This window comes from Dendrosporobacter quercicolus (genome assembly GCF_900104455.1).
In the GTDB taxonomy this organism is placed as follows: Bacteria; Bacillota; Negativicutes; order DSM-1736; family Dendrosporobacteraceae; genus Dendrosporobacter; species Dendrosporobacter quercicolus.
Window position 1 is genome coordinate 1220350 of the sequence record NZ_FNHB01000001.1, and the last position, 19531, is coordinate 1239880.

21 protein-coding genes are annotated in these 19531 nt (G+C 52.4%); 5 read left to right on the top strand and 16 right to left on the bottom strand.

Annotation, left to right across the window (positions count from 1 at the left end):
- Positions 1-183: 183 nt before the first annotated feature.
- A complete protein-coding gene (locus BLR06_RS05620; protein WP_092069386.1) occupies positions 184-1509 on the top strand; it encodes a putative DNA modification/repair radical SAM protein in 1326 nt (441 codons plus the stop codon).
- Positions 1488-2336 (top strand): TIGR03915 family putative DNA repair protein, encoded by an 849-nt coding sequence (locus tag BLR06_RS05625; RefSeq protein WP_092069388.1) that lies wholly within the window; start codon positions 1488-1490, stop codon positions 2334-2336. Before BLR06_RS05620 ends, BLR06_RS05625 begins: the two co-directional genes overlap by 22 nt.
- A gap of 701 nt (positions 2337-3037) precedes the next feature.
- On the opposite strand, the gene BLR06_RS05630 is transcribed toward BLR06_RS05625, so the two are convergent.
- The 11 genes from BLR06_RS05630 to hisG form a co-directional block, all read right to left on the bottom strand.
- The gene (locus tag BLR06_RS05630) at positions 3038-4012 is read right to left on the bottom strand and encodes a 2-hydroxyacid dehydrogenase (protein ID WP_092069391.1); all 975 of its coding nucleotides are present in this window, start codon (positions 4010-4012) and stop codon (positions 3038-3040) included.
- Between the two features lie 11 nt (positions 4013-4023).
- Positions 4024-5223 carry a divergent polysaccharide deacetylase family protein gene (locus BLR06_RS05635; RefSeq protein WP_092069394.1) on the bottom strand — a complete coding sequence of 400 codons (1200 nt, stop codon included), beginning with the start codon at positions 5221-5223 and terminating at the stop codon, positions 4024-4026.
- 368 nt (positions 5224-5591) lie between these two features.
- The gene (locus tag BLR06_RS05640; protein ID WP_092069399.1) at positions 5592-6326 is read right to left on the bottom strand and encodes a SagB/ThcOx family dehydrogenase; all 735 of its coding nucleotides are present in this window, start codon (positions 6324-6326) and stop codon (positions 5592-5594) included.
- 2 nt (positions 6327-6328) lie between these two features.
- Positions 6329-6982: a bifunctional phosphoribosyl-AMP cyclohydrolase/phosphoribosyl-ATP diphosphatase HisIE gene (gene hisIE / locus BLR06_RS05645; RefSeq protein WP_092069404.1), complete on the bottom strand. Its 654-nt coding sequence runs from the start codon at positions 6980-6982 to the stop codon at positions 6329-6331.
- On the bottom strand, positions 6979-7737 hold the full coding sequence (gene hisF, locus BLR06_RS05650) for an imidazole glycerol phosphate synthase subunit HisF (protein WP_092069408.1): 759 nt from the start codon (positions 7735-7737) through the stop codon (positions 6979-6981). The genes hisIE and hisF overlap by 4 nt, the downstream gene beginning before the upstream one ends.
- Positions 7738-7742: 5 nt before the next feature.
- Positions 7743-8471 (bottom strand): 1-(5-phosphoribosyl)-5-[(5-phosphoribosylamino)methylideneamino]imidazole-4-carboxamide isomerase, encoded by a 729-nt coding sequence (gene hisA / locus BLR06_RS05655; protein ID WP_092069411.1) that lies wholly within the window; start codon positions 8469-8471, stop codon positions 7743-7745.
- A gap of 436 nt (positions 8472-8907) precedes the next feature.
- Positions 8908-9507 carry an imidazole glycerol phosphate synthase subunit HisH gene (hisH, locus tag BLR06_RS05660; protein ID WP_092069414.1) on the bottom strand — a complete coding sequence of 200 codons (600 nt, stop codon included), beginning with the start codon at positions 9505-9507 and terminating at the stop codon, positions 8908-8910.
- 49 nt (positions 9508-9556) lie between these two features.
- Positions 9557-10150 carry an imidazoleglycerol-phosphate dehydratase HisB gene (hisB, locus tag BLR06_RS05665; RefSeq protein ID WP_092069417.1) on the bottom strand — a complete coding sequence of 198 codons (594 nt, stop codon included), beginning with the start codon at positions 10148-10150 and terminating at the stop codon, positions 9557-9559.
- Between the two features lie 4 nt (positions 10151-10154).
- Positions 10155-11213: a histidinol-phosphate transaminase gene (hisC, locus tag BLR06_RS05670; RefSeq protein ID WP_092069420.1), complete on the bottom strand. Its 1059-nt coding sequence runs from the start codon at positions 11211-11213 to the stop codon at positions 10155-10157.
- A 1-nt stretch (position 11214) separates the two neighbouring features.
- On the bottom strand, positions 11215-12555 hold the full coding sequence (gene hisD / locus BLR06_RS05675) for a histidinol dehydrogenase (RefSeq protein WP_092069422.1): 1341 nt from the start codon (positions 12553-12555) through the stop codon (positions 11215-11217).
- Positions 12552-13217: an ATP phosphoribosyltransferase gene (gene hisG, locus BLR06_RS05680; protein WP_092069425.1), complete on the bottom strand. Its 666-nt coding sequence runs from the start codon at positions 13215-13217 to the stop codon at positions 12552-12554. The genes hisD and hisG overlap by 4 nt, the downstream gene beginning before the upstream one ends.
- Positions 13218-13385: 168 nt before the next feature.
- On the opposite strand from hisG, the gene BLR06_RS05685 reads away from it, so the two are divergent.
- Complete coding sequence (locus BLR06_RS05685; protein ID WP_092069429.1) at positions 13386-14336, top strand: D-2-hydroxyacid dehydrogenase; 951 nt, start codon at positions 13386-13388, stop codon at positions 14334-14336.
- On the opposite strand, the gene BLR06_RS05690 is transcribed toward BLR06_RS05685, so the two are convergent.
- Genes BLR06_RS05690 through BLR06_RS05700 form a run of 3 tightly spaced genes read right to left on the bottom strand, consistent with a single transcriptional unit; the run spans position 14333 to position 16384 of the window.
- Positions 14333-14860, bottom strand: coding sequence for an HDIG domain-containing metalloprotein (locus tag BLR06_RS05690; protein ID WP_092069433.1), 528 nt, complete (start codon positions 14858-14860; stop codon positions 14333-14335). The two genes, BLR06_RS05685 and BLR06_RS05690, sit on opposite strands and share 4 nt — an antisense overlap.
- Before the next feature lie 3 nt (positions 14861-14863).
- Positions 14864-16054, bottom strand: coding sequence for an ATP phosphoribosyltransferase regulatory subunit (hisZ, locus tag BLR06_RS05695; RefSeq protein WP_218039439.1), 1191 nt, complete (start codon positions 16052-16054; stop codon positions 14864-14866).
- A gap of 15 nt (positions 16055-16069) precedes the next feature.
- The gene (locus BLR06_RS05700; RefSeq protein ID WP_092069439.1) at positions 16070-16384 is read right to left on the bottom strand and encodes a YerC/YecD family TrpR-related protein; all 315 of its coding nucleotides are present in this window, start codon (positions 16382-16384) and stop codon (positions 16070-16072) included.
- A gap of 184 nt (positions 16385-16568) precedes the next feature.
- Here BLR06_RS05700 and BLR06_RS19460 point away from each other — a divergent pair, with 184 nt between their 5' ends.
- Positions 16569-16739 (top strand): hypothetical protein, encoded by a 171-nt coding sequence (locus BLR06_RS19460; RefSeq protein ID WP_173812639.1) that lies wholly within the window; start codon positions 16569-16571, stop codon positions 16737-16739.
- Positions 16740-16942: 203 nt separating this feature from the next.
- On the opposite strand, the gene BLR06_RS05705 is transcribed toward BLR06_RS19460, so the two are convergent.
- Together BLR06_RS05705 and BLR06_RS05710 are read right to left on the bottom strand one after the other, a co-directional pair.
- On the bottom strand, positions 16943-17626 hold the full coding sequence (locus BLR06_RS05705; protein WP_245698031.1) for a TetR/AcrR family transcriptional regulator: 684 nt from the start codon (positions 17624-17626) through the stop codon (positions 16943-16945).
- Positions 17627-17668: 42 nt separating this feature from the next.
- Positions 17669-18610, bottom strand: a complete 942-nt coding sequence (locus BLR06_RS05710; protein ID WP_092069442.1) for a dipeptidase — start codon at positions 18608-18610, stop codon at positions 17669-17671.
- A 192-nt stretch (positions 18611-18802) separates the two neighbouring features.
- Here BLR06_RS05710 and BLR06_RS05715 point away from each other — a divergent pair, with 192 nt between their 5' ends.
- Positions 18803-19456, top strand: a complete 654-nt coding sequence (locus BLR06_RS05715; protein WP_092069445.1) for a C40 family peptidase — start codon at positions 18803-18805, stop codon at positions 19454-19456.
- Positions 19457-19531 lie beyond the last annotated feature (75 nt).

The window sequence follows — 19531 nt, forward strand, 5'->3', positions numbered from 1 at the left end:
GACATTTTTCGCGTCCGGCGTAGTGGTGTCAGTAAATATTTTTTACCTAACATTGCTTTTTTAACAGTACAAACGTTTGCAAAACATATGTTCGTATAATATAATAAAGATAATCAACCGCCTGCATACGCAGCGGTAAAGAAAACATAGCCAAGCTTTATCTCAAGCAAGGAGCTGATCCAGGTGGATGTTTTTGCGAAACTGAAAATTTTAACCGCCGCAGCAAAATATGATGTGGCCTGCACCTCCAGCGGGGTAAATAAAAAAGCTGCGTCCGGCGGCATTGGCAGCGCGGCCGCTTGTGGCATTTGTCACAGCTTTTCCGCGGACGGGCGGTGCATTTCCCTGCTAAAAGTACTTATGACCAATGTCTGCGCCTATGATTGCCAATACTGCGTCAACCGTACCTCCAACGATACGCCGCGCGCCGCCTTTACCCCGCGGGAACTGGCTGATCTGACCATTCATTTTTACCGGCGCAATTATATTGAAGGCCTTTTTCTAAGCTCCGGCGTGCTGAAAAATCCCGACTATACCTGTGAACAAATGATTGAAACGCTGCGCATTCTGCGCGAGGAATACCGGTTCTCCGGCTATATCCATGCCAAGGCCATCCCTGGCTCCGACAGTGCCTTGCTGACCCGCCTGGGACTGCTGGCCGACCGGATGAGCGTGAATATCGAATTTCCCTCGCAGGACAGTTTGCAGCTCTTAGCGCCGGATAAAACCAAGCATTCCATTTTTACCCCCATGGGCTATATTCAAAGCCGTATTCAGGAGAACTCGCGGGACCTGGTAAAATATCGCCGCGCCCCGAAGTTTGCTCCCGCCGGTCAGAGTACGCAAATGATCATTGGAGCTACACCGGAGACCGATTTTCAAATTTTAAACTTAACCGAAGGCCTTTACAAAAAATATAAACTGAAACGGGTCTTTTTCTCCGCTTACCTGCCGGTAGCAGACAGCAGCCTCCTGCCGGCTCTGGATACGGCTCCGCCGCTCTGGCGTGAACACCGCCTGTATCAGGCCGACTGGCTGCTGCGGTTTTACGGTTTTAGGGCCAGCGAACTTCTCGATCAGCAGCACCAGAGCTTCAACCCCTATCTCGATCCAAAATGCAACTGGGCGCTTAATCATATGGAATTTTTCCCTGTTGATGTCAACCGCGCTGCCTACCGTGATTTGCTGCGCGTACCAGGCATCGGCGTAACCAGCGCCAAACGCATCATAGCTGCCCGCCGTACTACGGCGCTCCACTTCGACGGACTGAAAAAGCTGGGCGTCGTCCTTAAACGGGCCCAGTATTTTATCACCTGCGGCGGAAAAACAGCAAACAATATAAAAATCGCGCCAAATGCCGCTCTAACTTCTTTACTGTCGGAAAAAACGCACAAACTGCTTCAGGCCAATTTTCCCTCGCCCGCAGAACAGCTTTCTCTTTTTACCCAGCCCCAGCACTATCCTCCGCTACAGGAGGAACTGCGAAAATGCATTGCCAGCCAGACCTAATTTACTGTTATGACGGAAGTTTCGACGGACTATTGTGCTGTGTGTTTGAAAGTTACGAGCAAAAAGAAATTCCGCTGGACATCCTTTCGCCCGCTGCCTGCCAGCCGCTGCTCTTTTCAGGCAAGACGATTGTGACCGACGCCCGAAAAGCCAACCGGGTGCTGGCTTCAATTCCGGCAAAAATGGGGAATCCAGCGCTGAACTTTGTCCGGCGGGCCTTTTTAACCAGCCTTGCCCGGAAAGAGATAACCATCCTGCTCTTCCTGCGGCTGGGCTACCGTTACGGCCCGCCGGTAATAAATATGCTGACAAACGAGGTGGTTCATACCCTAGTTAAGGCGGTTAAGCATCTGGAAAGAGAAAGCCATTTATTGAAAGGGTTTCTACGTTTTTCCATTATCAATGACGTTCTTGTCGGTGAAATAGAACCGAAAAATTTCGTACTGCCGCTGCTGGCCGGGCATTTTTGTGAGCGTTATCCGGAAGAACGCTTTTTTATTCATGATAAAACTCATGGCATGGGGCTGGTTTATCAGCCCTACCAGTCGGCAGTCATTCCAGTCGGCAGTCTGGAACTGCCGGAAGTGGATGAGGAGGAACGGACTTTCCGTAAACTGTGGCAGCTGTTTTATGATACGATTGCGATCCAGGCGCGGTACAATCCCCAATGCCGGATGAGCCAGATGCCCAAACGCTATTGGACCTGCATGACTGAGTTTGGGCCGGAGGGAGAACGGGCTAACCACAGAGGGTCCGGAAAGGGACAAGGGCAAGACGATGTTAACCGCAAAGTACTCGAAGGACGCAAAGGGGACGCGATTAAATAGAATTAATGGTGTTAACAATGATGTTGATTGACGGCGGTCGGCGGGATTTGCAAATCACAGCCGGTGGCAGCGCCGTCGGGAGAAAGCCGGACACACCAGCTTGCAACGTTCCCGGCATATAAAGCCATAATAAAAAAACAAAGGGCGCGATTATTTCGCGCCTATTTTTCGCGTCCCCTTCGCGTACTTTGCGTCCTTTGCGGTTAACACCATTTTACCCGTAAACCTCCCGCAAACCCGTATATGGAACCACAGAGTACACAGAGGTCGCAGAGGGAACCGAACGGGGCAAATCATTGCACCGGAATTTCAGACAAAAACCCCCACTCCCGTAAACCCTCCGTGTACTCCGTGCCCTCTGTGGTTCAAATCCGTTCCCCAATATAATCCCTCGCGTCCCCTTCGCGTACTTTGCGTACTTTGCGGTTCGCACCGTTTCTCGCAAACCCGTATATGGAACCACAGAGTACACAGAGGTCACAGAGGGAACCGAACGGTGCAAATCATTGCACCGGAATTTCAAACAAAAACCCCAATTTAAAAATCCTTCGCGTCCTTCGAGTACTTTGCGGTTAAACACCGTTCCCCCGTAACCCTCTGCGTACTCCGTGCCCTCTGTGGTCAAAGCCGTTCCCCAATATATATCCCTCATGTCCCTTCGCTACTTTGCGTCCTTTGCGGTTAACGCCGTTCCTGTTTTTTTACTTGTAGTTGACCTCGTTATTTACGCAAGCCGGTAAAGGCTGTTTGTTCAGGCCGGCCAGTAAATTATCCGCCGTCAGCAGCGCCATGGCGGTTCTGGTTTCAGTTGTGGCGCTGCCGATATGGGGGGTAATCAGTACATTCGGCAGTTTGAGCAACGGATGATCCGCCGGCAAGGGCTCCGGATCAGTGACATCCATTGCGGCAAAGGCAATGGTCTCTGCCGTCAGCGCTTCCACCAGCGCGTCGGTATCAACAATCGGGCCTCTGGCCGCATTGACAAAATAAGCGGATGGTTTCATTTTGGCAAACTGCTCCCGGCTGAACATCCCCTTGGTTTGCGCCGAAAGCGGACTGAGCACAATAATGCAGTCGGCCTGGACCAGAAGCTCGTCAAAGGCGGCGTAGGCAACGCCGAGCGCCTGCTCATCAGGACGCCGGCGGCGATTATGATAGATGACCTTCATGCCAAATACCTGCGCCCGCCTGGCGACCGCCAGGCCAATACGCCCCAGGCCGACAATGCCCAGGGTCTTGCCCGCCAAATCAAAACCAAACGACAGATTGCCGCCGTCACTCCATTTGCCCTTAAGAACGAAATCCCAGCCTTCATGAATACGCCGGGCTGCGCACAGCAACAACCCGAAAGTTAAATCGGCCGTTGCTTCCACCAGTACGCCCGGTGTGTTTCCCACCGGAATGCTCCGGCGGGTGCAGGCCTCAACATCAATGTTGTCGTAACCGACTGCCGGCTGAACAATCACCCGCAAATTGGGGGCGGCAGCCAGCAAACGTTCATCAATAGGCATACTGCTGTTGACCACCAGCCCGTCGGCAGTTTTGAGCCATTCCCGAAAGTTTGACGAATCCGGCTGTTCCTCCTGACCCAGCACCCGGATAATGCAGCTTTCGGCCAGCTTTTCCTGCGCGGCCGGCAGCAGCGCCCTGGTCATTACTACGTTAAATTTGCCCAAACTAACTCCCCCTATTTCAATAATTGTGATGCAAATACCAGTTTAATCCCAGCCGCCTCAAACTCCGGCAGCATTTGCCGCACAGCAGCTGCCGTATTCATCCGGGCATGGCCGATGGCAATCGCGCGACCGTTGCGGATCGCAATCTGTCCGGCGCTGCGCAATTGCCGCTTAATTGCCGCGACATCATCCTCATTGTCCACAAATATATTATTTTCTCCGGACCGCACTCCCAGCTCCTGCGCCGTGGCATAAGCCACCGACTGACTATTCGTCCGGCTGTCAATGAAAAATAAATGTCTGTCCTTCAGCACGGCAAGCACATTGCGCATTACCCGCTGATCCGCCGTACTGCGGGAACCCTGATGATTATTAACGCCGATAATGCCGGGAACCGCCTGCACTGCCCGGACAGTGGCCGCCTGAATATCGTCATCGCTCATCTCAACCATAATCGTTGTTTTTTCCGACTGCTCAGCTGCGGCAAGCGGCTCAAGCGGCAAGTGCAGAATGATCTGATGACCGGCGCTGAGACCGCGTGCTGCTGCTTCATTGCTGTAAGTACGGTAAGGCAGTACCGCAAAAGTTAACGGCTTGTCAATCGCCGCAAAAGCGGTTATCGGTTCCCTGCTGTAACCAAAATCATCAATAACCAGCGCTAATTCTCCCCGCACGTTCACCGGCGCCTGGTCCGCAGCTTTTTGCCTGTCGGCAATATACAGCCTGTCGGTGACAATGGTCAGCGGCTCACCGCCCAGCTCATCTCTTATCCCAACATCTATTCTGAGCACCGGCTGGCCCTGATAAGTATCAGGCTGAACGGTTAACAGCGCCCCGCCGGCCGGAGCGGCCGCAGACGCCAGCGCCCGCTCAAGCGCAGCCGCGTCCCCGGAACTCTGTCCGACTATTTCCCGGAAATGCCAGCGAATGGTTCCTTCAATCTCCTGGCGGGGAACTTCCCGGTCTGTAGACCGGGCTATCCTGGCGCCAATCCCCTGTGCAGACAGCGCACTGTCAACAGCGCCATGAATCGCGCGCGCTGTCTGCGAAAAATCAGCAGCGGCGCCTGCCCCTGATTTTTCGGTCTCATAGCGCGATTGACCGTCCTCTTGCTTCGGCGTTGACTGGTTCTCCATATAGCCGTAAAGTGCCAGCGCCAGAAAAACGAAAGCCAGGACTAACCAACGACCTCGATTGCTTTTCTTTGCCATGAAAACTACTCCATCGAATTATTCTTTCTGACCTTTAGTTCCATACCGGTAAAAATTACTCCTGCCTGCCGGGGTGAAAATAATGAACGAACCACAGCGTACACAGAGGGAACCAGAGAACGGTGCAAAGCACGTCACCCCTCCGTGTACTCCGTGCCCGCTGTGGTTCAATCCGTTCCCTTCCAACTCCTTGGCGTCCCCTTTGCGTCCTTCGAGTACTTTGCGGTTAAACACCGTTCCCCCGCAACCCTCCGTGTACTCCGTGCCCTCTGTGGTTCATCCGTTCCCTATACCCCTTCGCGTCCCCTTTGCGTCCTTCGAGTACTTTGCGGTTAAACACCGTTCCCCCGCAACCTTTACTATATCTGTTATTTCCCGACTGTCGCGGCATAGATGACAAATTGCCGTTCCCCGTCCAGTCCTAAGCAAGCATTGATTTTTTCATCGTCAAACGCGGCAATCGCGCAGACGCCGCAGTGCAAAGTCCCTGCCGCCAGGTACAGATTCTGACAGACATGTCCCGCATCCAGATGCAGATAGCGATAGCCGCGTTCACCATACCGCCAGATCATTCGGGCGGCTACCGCCGTCCACAGGAAGGTAACCGCACTGTTTTTCACTGTTTGCTGATGTAAGCAGGCCGCCGTAAGCTCCTCGCTGCCGCCGGCGATTCCCGGAACGGCGACCAGTTTATGATCAATTGCCAAAAACCGGTATAAGCCAGCTTCCAGCCCAGCCACTCGATTCACAAATAAATAGGTCTCAAACGCATGTCTGGCCCCGGCGGAAGGCACCGTCCGGAAGGTTGCCGAGCCAGGCATCACCAGTTTCACGCCCTGGGTGCACCAAAGCAGATAAGACAGTTCCGGCAGCGTAAGCGGCTCGTTGCCATACTGCCGCGAACTTGTCCTCATTTCGATCAGTTCCAGAAAGTTCACATGATGATCCGGCAGCAGCTCAGGTTCAGGCAGCTGTATGCTTAGGCCGGCCGGGTCACAAGGCAGTTCCAGTTCCGGCGGAGCGGCTCCCTGGGATTGCCCCGATCCCGTTAAATAGGCATAACGGGTTTTCAGCATAAACTCCTGACCGGTAGTTTTACTCATCCCTATTTCCTCCGTTTTAGCAGCTCGGCCAGCAATTCGCTGGGGCTAACCTTATGATAGGCCAGCAGTACCAGGCAATGATACCAAAGATCAGCCATTTCATACAACAGCTCGTTATTGTCGTTGTTCTTTGAAGCAATGATCGTTTCAGCCGACTCCTCGCCAACTTTTTTCAGAATCTTGTCCTGACCTTTTTCAAACAGATAGGTAGTATAAGATCCCTCTTTCGGATTGTCCCGGCGATTATTTATGACATGATATAAATCATGCAGCACCGTAGCGGGAGACTGCCCGTAGACCTCCTCCGGAGCAAACAGCTTCTCACCCTGACTGTCCGTTTGGCCCAGCTTGCGGCTAAAGCAGGAAAAGGTGCCCTCGTGGCAGGCAGCGCCTGTTTGCTCTACCTTGACCAGCAGGCTATCGGCGTCACAATCATAGTAGATATCAATCACCTTTTGCACATTGCCGGAAGTCTCGCCCTTGTGCCAGAGCGCTTGACGGCTGCGGCTGTAAAACCAGGTCAAGCCGGTCTCTACCGTTTTGTGCAGCGCTTGTTCATTCATATAGGCCAACATTAACACAGTATTGCTCTTTACATCCTGAATAATTGCCGGGATTAAGCCATTGGCGTCAAATTTGATATTCGTAAAATTCATAACCGCACCTCCACTCCGCGTGATTTTAGATACTCCTTAACCTGGCGAACGGTAAACTGACCGTAATGAAATACTGATGCCGCCAAAACAGCATCAGCTTTCCCGGCTGTCAGCACATCGTAAAAATGACTTAATTCACCTGCTCCGCCTGAAGCAATGACCGGCACGCTTACCGCTTCGGACACCGCTCTGGTCAGAGCAATATCATAACCATCCTTCGTCCCGTCCTTATCCATGCTGGTCAGTAAAATTTCTCCCGCCCCCAGAGCAGTGGCCTTTTTTACCCACTCCAGCACATCAAGCCCGGTTGGCGTCCGTCCGCCGTTGATATAAACTTCCCACCGGTCGGCGCCTGTCCTGCGGGCGTCCACCGCCAATACAATGCACTGACTGCCGTAACGCCGGGCGCCTTCAGCGATAATGTCCGGATTTTTGATGGCCGCCGTATTCAGTGAAACCTTATCCGCACCAGCCTTTAGCATTCTGCGGATATCATCGCCGGTTCGAATTCCCCCGCCCACCGTAAACGGGATAAATACCTGGGCGGCAGTCTGCTCCACCATCTGTACCAGGGTATTGCGCTCCTCACAGGAAGCGGTAATGTCCAGGAAAACCAATTCATCGGCAATTTCCCGGTCATAAATACCAGCAAGCTCCACCGGATCGCCGGCATCGCGCAGGCCGACAAAATTCGTTCCTTTAACCACCCGCCCGTCCTTAACATCCAGGCAGGGAATGATTCGCTTAGTGTACAACTGACTCACCCTCCCCGCGCCCAATCAATAGCTTCCGTTAAACTGAGGCTGCCGGTATAAATAGCCTTGCCGACAATTACCCCTTCCACCCCGTCAGCTTCAGCCGTCTTGACAGCCTTAATATCATCAATGCCGCTCACCCCGCCGGAAGCGATCACCGGAATGCCGGCCAGCCGGGCCAAGGCCGCCGTAGCGGCGACATTCACCCCGGACAGGGTGCCGTCACGGGCTATATCGGTATAAATAATCCTCTCAACGCCGGCGGCAGCCATTTTTTGCGCCAATTCCCCGGCGCTCACTCCCCCGGTTACCCCCCAGCCCTCGACCGCGGCCTGACCGTCACGGGCGTCGATGCCGACAACAATCCGCCCGCCAAACCGGTCGCAGGCCGCCTTGACCAAATCAGGCCGGCGAACCGCAACCGAACCCAAAATAACTCTGTGGATCCCCGCCGCCAGCAGCGCCGCAATGGTCTCCAGCGACCGGATTCCGCCGCCCAGCTGTACAGGAATATCCACAGCCTGGACAATCTCTCTAATAGCATCAGTATTTACCGGTTTCCCGGCCAGCGCCCCGTCCAAATCGACCACATGTAAAAATTCAGCCCCTTCACCGGCCCAGCGCCTGGCCATATCCACCGGCTGCTCGCCAAAAACCGTTTCCTGATCAAACCGTCCTTCCGTCAAACGGACGCACTTTCCCCCCCGGATATCAATCGCCGGAAAAACAATCACACAAACCACCACCCTTAAAAACAAAATGCCTGGCGAACCACAGAGTACACAGAGGTCACAGAGGGAACCAGAAAACGGCACAAATCATTGCACCGGAAATCCAAATAAAACCCCCTACTCCCGTTAACCCTTCGCGTCCTTCGAGTACTTTGCGGTTAAACCGTTCCCCCGTAACCCTCCGTGTACTCCGCGCCCTCTGTGGTTCAATCCGTTCCCACTATATAACCTCTTGCGTCCCCTTCGCGTCCTTCGAGTACTTTGCGGTTAAACCGTTCCCCCGTAACCCTCCGTGTACTCCGCGCCCTCTGTGGTTCAATCCGTTCCCACTATATAACCTCTTGCGTCCCCTTCGCGTCCTTCGAGTACTTTGCGGTTAAACCGTTCCCCCGTAACCCTCCGTGTACTCCGCGCCCTCTGTGGTTCAATCGTTCCCGCCTTACAGTTTAACAAAATTCGCCAGAATGGACAAACCAACGCTGCTCGATTTTTCCGGATGGAACTGCACAGCCTGCACATTGTCCCGCCCCACAGCGGCGGTAACCGTCTGGCCATAGTCGGCCACAGCAGTCACAATATCAGCCTCCGGCACGGCGTGATAGCTGTGAACAAAATAAACATAGGAACCGGCGTCCACGCCCTTAAACAACGGGCTGGTCTGCTGGAAAGCCAGGCTATTCCATCCCATATGGGGAATTTTTAGATCAGGGGCCGTAATCTTTCGGACCTGCCCGGCAAATATCCCCAGGCCGTCCACGCCGGGATCTTCTTCACTGCCCTCAAACAACAGCTGCAGGCCCAGGCAGATGCCCAGGAACGGTTTGCCGCCGGCAATCACCGACTCGATGACCGGAATCAAACCAGAGCTGCGCAGATTTTTCATGCAGTCGCCAAACGCTCCTACCCCCGGCAAAACCACTTTATCGGCCTGCGCAATCGCTTTCGCTTCACTGGTTACCACAACCCGGGCTCCCAACCTGGCAAAGGCTTTTTCCACACTATACAGATTGCCCATGCCATAATCAATGATTGCAATCATCATGTACTCCTCCGTATCCCCAAACATAATCGACCGGTTCTCGCCTTATTCAGCCCTCCAAAGTGCCTTTGGTGGACATTACGCCAACAATCCGTTCGTCCTGGCGGGTGGCTTCATCCAAAGCCCGCCCCAGCGCCTTGAATATTGCTTCAATAATATGATGTGAATTTTTCCCGGTCAATAACTTAACATGCAAAGTTAATCCGGCATTGACCGCCAGCGCCCGCAAAAATTCCTCGGTCAGTTCACAGTCGTAAGCCCCGATGCTGGGCGCCGGCGTTGCAACATCGTAAACCAAATACGGCCGGCCGCTGATATCCAGCGACACCATGGCCAACGCTTCATCCATGGGCACAAAGGCGGTGCCATACCGTTTAATGCCCTGTTTGTCCCCGAGGGACTGTTTTAACGCCTGCCCTAAAACAATACCGATATCCTCAACGGTATGATGGCCGTCAACTTCCAGATCACCGGCGCACCTGACCGTTAAATCAAACAAACCATGCCGGCTCAGCAATACCAGCATGTGATCAAAAAAACCAATCCCGGAATGAATACTGGAATTGCCGCCGCCATCAATTTGAAGCTTGACTTCAATTGTTGTTTCCGCTGTTTTACGCGCAATTGCTGCTGACCGGCTCATCGCTTCAGCCCCTTTCCCGGCACCCGGTAATTATCTTTAATACCCTGTCATTCTGAGCCGGTGTCCCGATCGAAATCCTCAGGCAGTCAATCAGGCCCGGTACACTGCTGAAATCACGCACCCCGATGCCATGTTCCGCAAGCACGGCCGCAACCCTGCCCGCCTGGGTAAACTTAACCAGTAAGAAGTTGGTAACCGAAGAATAAACCGTCACGCCCGGCAATTCCTCAAGCGCCGCAGCCAGCTGCCGGCGTTCGCCAATCGTCTGCTGGATGTAAGGCGCAAACTCGTTGCGCATCTGATAAATAATTTCCGCCCCGGCTAAAGACAGGGCATTGACATGATAAGGCATGCAGATTTTACCCAGCATGGCGACAATATCAGCCGCAGCAATCAGATAACCAATCCGGGCTGAAGCAAAACCATAGGCTTTGGAGAAAGTACGGGCAATCATCACATTGGCATACCGGTTCAATAAGTCAACTGCCGACCGGCCATGAAACTCAATATAAGCTTCGTCCACAACCACCGGGCAGCCGGCCTGTTGGACAATATATTCAATATCCTGCTCTTCCATTGCATTGCCGGTAGGATTATTGGGCGTGCAAAGCACGATCAGTTTGGCCGCTGAATCCCTGGCCGCAGCCAGCACCTTATCCGGTCTCAGCGAATAATCGGACTCCAGCTGGACCGGAATTGCCCTGCTTTCCGACAACTTGGCGTAAATGTCGTACATGGAAAAGGAAGGCGCAGGAAAAACAATGCTGCGCCCGCCGCCGCCATAGGCATGAAATAACTTTTCCAAAATTTCACTTGAGCCATTGCCGATCAACACATTGTCGCTGCGCAACTGGAAATTCCCGGCAATTTGTTCTTTAAGACCTTTCATTCCAATATCCGGATAACGGTTGAACGCCAGACCCGCCAGGCGGTTCATCAGACGTTCCTGTACCAATGGCGGTAAATTGAAACTGCTTTCATTTGCGTCAATTTTTATCTCCCACTCGCGTTCCTCTACGGAATAAGTGGGCAGTTCGTTTAATCCTGGCCGGTAATCCGCCATTTTATTCACCTCTCACCCTGATTGCATTTGCATGAGCTTCCAAACCTTCCGCAGTGGCCAGCCGGATAACATCTGCGCTTACCCCGCTTAAAGCGGCTTTGGTATAAGCAATGATACTGGTTCTCTTCATAAAGGTTTCCACATTCAGCACCGAATAAAACCGCGCTGTTCCGCCTGTCGGCAGGACATGGTTCGGCCCGGCCAGATAATCGCCTAACGGCTCAGGCGAATAGGGTCCCAGAAACACCGCCCCGGCATGCCGTACATACGGCAGCTGCTGAAAAGGATCGGCCGTTAAAATTTCCAGATGCTCCGGCGCTGAAGCATTGGCAAGCTCGATTGCTTCAGCCATGTCCCGGACGACAATGATCAAACCGTTCCCGGTCAGGGCGGCCGCGGCAATTTCCTGACGCGGCAGAACGGCCAGCTGCGCTTCAACCTCGGCCGCTACCTGACCGGCCAGGGCCGGAGAGTCGGTGATGAGAATACTTGACGCCAGCAGGTCATGTTCGGCCTGGCTGAGCAAGTCAGCGGCAATATAGCGCGCATTGGCGGTATGATCAGCTACAATCAGAATTTCACTGGGACCTGCCAGCATATCAATATCGCAGTACCCGTAAACGGCTTTTTTCGCCAGGGTAACAAAGATATTGCCCGGGCCGGTGATCTTATCCACTTTCGGCACCGTTTCCGTACCAAAAGCCAACGCGGCAACCGCCTGCGCACCGCCGGCTTTGAATACCCTGGTCACTCCGGCTTCGCGGGCTGCGGTTAAAACATAGGGATTGACACTGCCGTCGCGCGCCGGCGGCACGGCCATGAGGATCTCCTTGACACCGGCCACAACGGCGGGAACTGCATTCATAATTACCGAGGAGGGATAAGCCGCTGTACCGCCGGGAACGTAGATGCCAACCCGGTCCAGCGGCAGGCAGTTCTGACCCAGTATTGCCCCATGCTCCCGGTAAGTCAGCCAGGATTTCGGCAATTGTTCGGTATGGTACCGGCGGACATTGTCAATGGCCAGCCTGATAGAGGCTAATACCTTATCGTCCACCGCCTTTCTGGCGGCGGTAAATTCCGCCGGACTGACCTCAAACGATTTGCCGGAAAAATCGGCGCCGTCAATCAGCTTGGTAAAGCCAGCCACCGCTTCGTCCCCTCCGGCCCGTACTGCAGTTACAATCTTGTCGACAACCTGAGCTGCCGTCAGATCAGCGCCAAAATTCCTCCTAATGCCGGCTTTCACCCTGTCGTCAAGCCTCACTTCGTCAAAAGCCGGCTTTTTCAGCAAATTGATAACTTCCCGGGCTGACAAATCCTTTGTATCAACAACTTTCACTTTCCAGCCTCGCTTTCCAGTAAGCTTTTTATGTCTTCCACTAATTTTTCAATGCGGGGAAACTTCATTTTAAAACTGACCCGGTTGGCAATTAACCGGGCGGTTGCAGGATGAATCTGCGCAACCTCTACCAACTGATTCTCTTTCAGCGTACGGCCGGTTTCAACCAGATCAACGATAATTTCGGCCAGCCCCACCATTGGTCCCAATTCAATCGAACCATTCAGTTTAATAATTTCGGTTTGAATACCCATACTATGAAAATACCGTTCCGCAATATTGGGGTATTTCGTGGCTACCCTCATATGTGCGTAATCACTCAGCTTTTCCTGCTTCAATGCCTGCGGTACGGCCACCACCATCCGGCAGTAGCCAAACTTTAAATCCAGCAGTTCATAGACATCTTTGCTTTCTTCCAGCAGCACATCCTTGCCAATAATGCCAATATCGGCAGCGCCGTATTCGACATAGGTAGGCAGATCAGCCGTTTTCGTAATGATAAATCTTATTTTTTCAACCTCATTGCTGATCACTAATTTACGGGAGTTTTCACTAAGGCCTTCGGCCGTGCAGCCTAATTTTCCCAGCAAAGCGGCCGCCGGCGTAAACAATTTGCCCTTCGGCAAGGCAATCGTAAGATATTCCATATCGCTTGAAGTCACGAAAACCCTCCTGCTCATCTATCCTTTAGTTATTTAAAGTGCTAATATATCACTATGTTACCATCGGGAATCAGCGGCGTCAACGTTTTTATGTAGGAATTTATAAAAATGAAGCGAAGTATATATATTAAATAAGATAACAATTGGTAAAGGAGGCGGCATGAAACAATGCCTGCATTCAATATTCTGGTCATAAATAAACTGGCGGAGCGGCATATCGCCGCTATTAAAAGCGCTGCACCGGACAGCACGGTGCTTGCGGCCGAACCGGCTGACGCCGGCCGGCATATAGGAGACGCCAATATTGTGGCAACCTGGGGAACAGCAGATTTTCGGCCGTTATTTACCCAGGCTCCCGAATTACGGTGGGTTCATGCCCTGAGCGCCGGTGTGGAAAAGCTGCTGTTTCCTGAAATGCTGAATTCGTCGGTCAAGCTTACCAACTCCCGGGGAATTCACGGCATTCCCATGTCGGAGCATGTATTGTCCCTGATCCTGGCGTTTACCCGCGGACTGCATGTGCTGTTCAAACAGCAACAGCAGCAAATCTGGCAACGCACTCCGCTGGAGGAAGTTTACGAAAAGACCATCGGCATCGTTGGTTTGGGCAGTATCGGGCGCGAAGTCGCCAAACGGGCCAAAGCGCTGGGTATGCGGGTGATTGCCGCCAAACGGGAACAAACCGCCGAATTATTCGTGGATGAGCTTTATCTGCCTGACCAACTGACCGATTTGCTGAAAACCGCCGATTTTATTGTTGTCGCATTACCGTTAACCGCCCAGACCCGGCACCTCTTTACCACTGCATTATTCAGGCAGATGAAGCCTTCGGCTTATTTCATCAATGTTTCCCGGGGAGCGGTCGTGAATGAAGCCGACCTGACTGCCGCTTTGCGCGAGGGAACCATCAAAGGAGCGGCGCTGGATGTTTTTGAACAGGAGCCACTGCCGCAAAGCTCACCGCTTTGGACTATGCCCAACGTCATCATCACACCGCATATTGCCGCAATTTCCCCTTATTATCTGGACCGGGCAATTAAGCTGTTTTGTCAAAACCTGACCAGCTTTGCCGCCGGTGAAGATATGGTCAATTTGATTGACAAGCAAAAAGGCTATTAATGCTGATGATCGGCCTGCCTTAATATTGCCAGCTCCGGTGGATCATCATGGGCCGGAGCTGCGTGATGCTTCGCCACAATAGCGGCGACGGACGCCTCTGTACCCGCTTGCTGCAGCAACGCCGCACTGCGGGCCGGATGATGAAAATAGACATAAAAAGCATGACGCAGATTTTGCAGTTTACTGCCGCGGCCGGCCCGGCCCCACTGCTTTGCCCAGCGGGGGGCAAGCCGGTGCGCAACTACCGTTAGAATTTTATCAGCCGTACTGACATCGCCGTAAACTTTGCCGACATCATGCAGCAAGGCGCACTTCGTCAATAAGCGGCGGTCAACGCCCGCCACGCCGTCAGCCAGCTTCCGGGCCGTATAGGCCACATTCAGGGCATGACGCTGGTCAGGCAAATTCATCCCCCAAAACAACGCCTGTTCAGGCGGCTGTAAGCTACTCTCAACAAACGCTCGGTCCGCCGGGCTAATACGGGCCGTAAATGCACAAAACACCTGCCGGACCCGGGTTAACATCGCTTAATCCTCCGTAAGATAAATTAGCCGTTCAAAGCCTTTGTCCGTTTGGCTGGCTGCTGCCTCCCGCTCTGTCTGGGCCTGACAGGCGACTTCCACCGAATAGCCGGACTTTCTCAGTTGCCCGGCTTTGGTAATTGCCGCCGCCAGACGGCCGGACGGCCAGGCCACGTAGAAGTTTTTAGCCTCGGCTTTATCGGTTTTCCCCTGACGTTCCAGCGCCAGCATAATCCGTTCAATGCCCAGGGCGAAACCGGTGGCCGGAGCGCCTGCCCCAAACGAATTCAGCATTTGGTCATAACGTCCGCCGCCGCACAGAGGAAAACCAAGGCCTGGCGTGTAACCTTCAAAAACCATGCCGGTATAATAATCAAAATCGCGAATGATCCCCAAATCGAAGGTTACATATTGTTCAACGCCATAAACCTTGAGCAACTGGTAAATTTCCGCTAAATTGGCCAGGGCCCCGCGGCTTTTTTCGTTTGTCACCATCGTTAAGGCCTGATCAAGCATGTCCTCACGCCCATGCCATACCGGAATCCGCTGCAATAAATGCTGCACCTCCCGGCTCAGCCCGCTAATCGCCAGGATTTCGCCAAGCCCCACCAGATCCCTGGTCAGCATCGCCAGTTTTACCTGCTGACGCTGCTGCAAGGCCAGTCCGCTTTCCTCCATAATGCCATTGATAAACTCCACCTGCCCCAGGCTGATTTGGAACTCAGCCAAACCGGCCTCCCGCATTGACTCTACCGCCAAAGCTATGACCTCTGCATCGCCGGTTGGCCCGGCTGCTCCCATTAGTTCTACCCCGGCCTGATAAAATTCACACTGCCGGCCGGCCTGCGCCTGCTCATACCGGAATACATTGGTAAGATAAAACAGTTTGAGCGGCAGAGGGCTTTCCCGTAAACGACTGGCGGCGACTCTGGCAATGGGTGTGGTCATATCCGGCCGCAGAGCCAGAAGATGGTTATTCTTATCAAAAAATTTGAACAGATTTTGCTGAACTTCACAGCCTGCCCCCAGCGTTAACGTGTCCAAATACTCAATGGTCGGGGTAACCACCTCATCATAGCCCCACCGGACAAACATACCGGCCAGCGCGGCTTCAATCGCCCGTTTGCGGCTGGCTTCACGCGGCAGAAAATCCCGGGTGCCATAGGGTATTTGCGGTACAAATTCGTTCTGGTTCAAGGTAAACACTCCATTCTATCGTTTCACTGCGTCCTCTTGCTCAGCTAAGCGCGTCAAAATTATTTTGTAACCGTCCGCACCATAATGCAGGCACTTTTTGACCCGGCTGATGGTCGCCGTACTGGCGCCCGTCCGCTCAACAATGGCGCTGTAAGTATGCTCACCGCTGATCATGCGGGCTACCTCCAGCCGCTGCGCCAGAGATTTCAACTCGCTGATTGTGCAGATATCTTCAAAGAATTGATAGCATTCCTCCTCATTCTGCAACAATAATATCGCCCTGAACAATTGGTCTGTCAATTCATCTTTCAGTTTGGCATTAAAGGACATTTCATCACTCCTTCTCACTTCGGCAAGCTACCATTCTATTTTATTTCGGGTTCCTTTAACGTTTTCCTGCTTTATTTCTTTAACTTATGAAATTGCCATAAATAAAATACCTGCGAAAAAGGAAAAAGTACGGGCGCAAACTGGGGCCCGTACTTTTGTTATGTAGCTGGAAATTCGTTCATCAATGCAAAATCCTACTGCCGCAGTTGGCGCTGCTTTCGCCGGTCAGCTTGCCCAGTCCCAAACGCTTCGGTTGTTTCGGTCAGTGTTAACGACCAGATCGCTGCCGGTTACCGGCGGGACGGGCGCAACGTGTACCAGCCAGCCAAGGGCAATGACGGTGCAGGCATCTTAGTTTGGGCATTGGCTGCCCGGAGTATTCATGAGGTAAAAAAGAAGCCTGCAAGCAAGCTTCTTTTCGTCCGGCTCTGCCATTCCCGCGGCATACACCCGATCGTATCCTTCTGTGGCTCCGTTTAACGCTTTTGAGTTACCGGGCCTTCTCCTGCTTACCGGCTTTTGGTATTGACCAACCAGTCACACCAGGCTATAAAAAAATTATTGGCCTACGCCGTAAAAGAAAACACTGGTAATTTCGTTTGCTGTGGCCTCAACATCGTCACCGACCAAATGTTGGAACACCATCATGACAATAACACTGAACAAACCATAGGCAACCCGGTTGGTATCACATTCCCGGATAACGCCCTGGGTAATTCCCTCCTGAAACACCACTTGCAGCAGGCCGATGGTGTCGCGAAAGCGCTGCTGGTATTTCTCCTGCTGCTCCTCACTAAACGACGAATAGCCTTCGCTGCCCAAACCGCGCAATTCATGCATCAACACCCGCCATAAATCGGCGTTATCCGAATAGAACTGCAGAAATACCTTAACCATCGCCCTGATTTTGTCCAGGGGCGGCAAACCGGTTTTGGCAATCTCGGATAATATTTGCTCAAATGGCGTGCTCCGTTCCTTAATTAAGGTATAAAAAAGTTGTTCCTTGTTGACAAAATAATTGTAGACCGTACCTTTTCCGGTATCGGCTAATGCAATAATCTCGTCAACGGTTGCCCGGTGAAAGCCTTTGCGGGAAAAAACCACATATGCTGCTTCCAGGATCTGCTGGCGTTTGTTTTGTGAGTCTGTAGAAATTTCGTTTTCCCGGCTGTAAATAATCATTACCTCCCCCAAATACATAACATTATCATTATAAAAACTCGCCCAAGCACTGTCAATCAAAATCCGTTCTCCCGATAAATTTATCCGCCGGCTAACCCGCTTTTAAGACAAACAGGCTTGGATTACCCTTATACTATTCTTATTACAGATTTTTTCAATTTCTCCTTCCTTAAAACCGCTGCATTTTAACGCCTGAACCAATTTGCCAATTTGCCCGATGTTTTCAATTTCCAGCCGGGGATCAATACCGTCGAAATCCGAGCCTAGCGCCAGTACATCAATACCGCCAACCTGATAGATATGTCTGATATGATGCACAATATCCTCCACCCGGCTGACCGGACTGGCGCCAAGAAAACGATTGGCGAAGTTAACGCCCACTACACCGCCTTTTTCCGCCAATCGCCTGATCATCGGGTCGGTAAGATTACGGGGATGGCCGGTTATGCTGCGGGCATTAGAATGAGAGGCCACAAACGGCCGGCTGGCGCATTCAGCTACGTCGTAAAATCCCTGGTCAGACAAATGAGACACGTCAACAATCATTTTCAGCTGATTCATTTCATTTACCACCTGCCGCCCAAACTCAGTCAGACCACTGTTTTGATATTCCGGACGGCAGTTAGGAAAGCCAATTTCATTGGGATAATTCCACGTAAGGGTCACTAAACGCACGCCCAAATCGTAAAACAGCCGCAAATTGCTTAATTTACCGCCAAACACCCCGCCTTCTTCAATTGTTAGAAAGGCCGAAATTTTACCAAGCTTGTCATTACTCTCAATATCGGCATAGCAGGTGGCCAACTTGATTTTATCACGATTGGCAGCCATTTCCTGAGAAAAACACGCAATAAGCCGTAAACATTCCGCCAATGGCTGAGCGGTTTCCTGCAGGTCAATAAACATCGCAAAAAACTGCGCCAGCGACCCGGCCTGCTCCAATTTGCCGATATCCACACTGAGTTCATTAGAACGCAGACCGCCGGCCGGCCGGCATTTAGCCAGGGCGGAAATGGTATCGCAATGTAAATCAATAATTTGCATTGCCAGGCCTCCCCCAATCCATTTTTCAAGCTCCTGCCGGCTGTTGCAATTGGATCCGCCGGCATCGCCTTACAGCACTACTAACTTTTTCAAGTTTACATAATGTTTAAAATAAGGTATGATAGTACCATGTGTTAAAAATTTTCGCTCATTCGTTCCGGTATCACCGGAAAACAATAGGAGGGTTGCACAATGTTTAAGGTTAAATCGCCGCTGGCGGTCGCGTTGCTCCTGACCGTATCGGTAACTGTAATCACCCCGGCCCCGACTTATGCCTCTGCGTTGGACAGCCTGCTCACCCCGACGACAAAAACTGCTGCCGCCAATTCCGGCAGTTCTTCCGGCGGCAGCAGCTTCCTTGACGTTTTGGTGGGACTGTTATTAGGCAAACTGCTGGGCAACAGCTCCAGTAAAGATGATAACTCCGTCGCCCCCGGCATAACAGGCAAGCAAACAGCCGGCCAATCGACGGCTACCGGCAATGCCCTGATTGCCACCGGTAAAAAATATCTGGGCGTTCCCTACGTCTGGGGCGGTACAACCACGGCCGGCTTTGACTGTTCCGGCTTTACCCAGTATGTAATGAAACAAAACGGTATTTCCATCCCCCGGACTGCGGCTGAGCAATTTGCCGCCGGTAAAGCGGTTGATAAAAAGAATTTAAAAGTCGGCGATCTGGTCTTTTTCACCACCTATAAGCCAGGCGCATCCCATGTAGGGTTCTATATGGGCAATGACCAATTCATTCACGCCAGTTCTTCCGCCAAGCAGGTAGCAATATCGTCCCTGTCTGAGCAGTACTTTGTGGACCGTTATATTGGCGCCCGCAGTTTTGACAAGTATTAAGCCGGTTACGAAGAAAGTATGGTGTTCGCCTCCCGGGAATCCGGAAGGCCAACCCGCAGGGATTGACAGGCCGGA

Excerpts from the sequence above, each read along its gene's own strand:
- BLR06_RS05625 (WP_092069388.1), top strand. The coding sequence starts at position 1,488 with ATGCATTGCCAGCCAGACCTAATTTACTGTTATGACGGAAGTTTCGAC.
- BLR06_RS05635 (WP_092069394.1), bottom strand. The coding sequence starts at position 5,223 with ATGGCAAAGAAAAGCAATCGAGGTCGTTGGTTAGTCCTGGCTTTCGTT.
- BLR06_RS05640 (WP_092069399.1), bottom strand. The coding sequence starts at position 6,326 with ATGAGTAAAACTACCGGTCAGGAGTTTATGCTGAAAACCCGTTATGCC.
- hisIE (WP_092069404.1), bottom strand. The coding sequence starts at position 6,982 with ATGAATTTTACGAATATCAAATTTGACGCCAATGGCTTAATCCCGGCA.
- hisH (WP_092069414.1), bottom strand. The coding sequence starts at position 9,507 with ATGATTGCAATCATTGATTATGGCATGGGCAATCTGTATAGTGTGGAA.
- hisB (WP_092069417.1), bottom strand. The coding sequence starts at position 10,150 with ATGAGCCGGTCAGCAGCAATTGCGCGTAAAACAGCGGAAACAACAATT.
- hisC (WP_092069420.1), bottom strand. The coding sequence starts at position 11,213 with ATGGCGGATTACCGGCCAGGATTAAACGAACTGCCCACTTATTCCGTA.
- BLR06_RS05685 (WP_092069429.1), top strand. The coding sequence starts at position 13,386 with ATGCCTGCATTCAATATTCTGGTCATAAATAAACTGGCGGAGCGGCAT.
- BLR06_RS05690 (WP_092069433.1), bottom strand. The coding sequence starts at position 14,860 with ATGTTAACCCGGGTCCGGCAGGTGTTTTGTGCATTTACGGCCCGTATT.
- BLR06_RS05700 (WP_092069439.1), bottom strand. The coding sequence starts at position 16,384 with ATGTCCTTTAATGCCAAACTGAAAGATGAATTGACAGACCAATTGTTC.
- BLR06_RS19460 (WP_173812639.1), top strand. The coding sequence starts at position 16,569 with ATGCAAAATCCTACTGCCGCAGTTGGCGCTGCTTTCGCCGGTCAGCTT.
- BLR06_RS05710 (WP_092069442.1), bottom strand. The coding sequence starts at position 18,610 with ATGCAAATTATTGATTTACATTGCGATACCATTTCCGCCCTGGCTAAA.
- BLR06_RS05715 (WP_092069445.1), top strand. The coding sequence starts at position 18,803 with ATGTTTAAGGTTAAATCGCCGCTGGCGGTCGCGTTGCTCCTGACCGTA.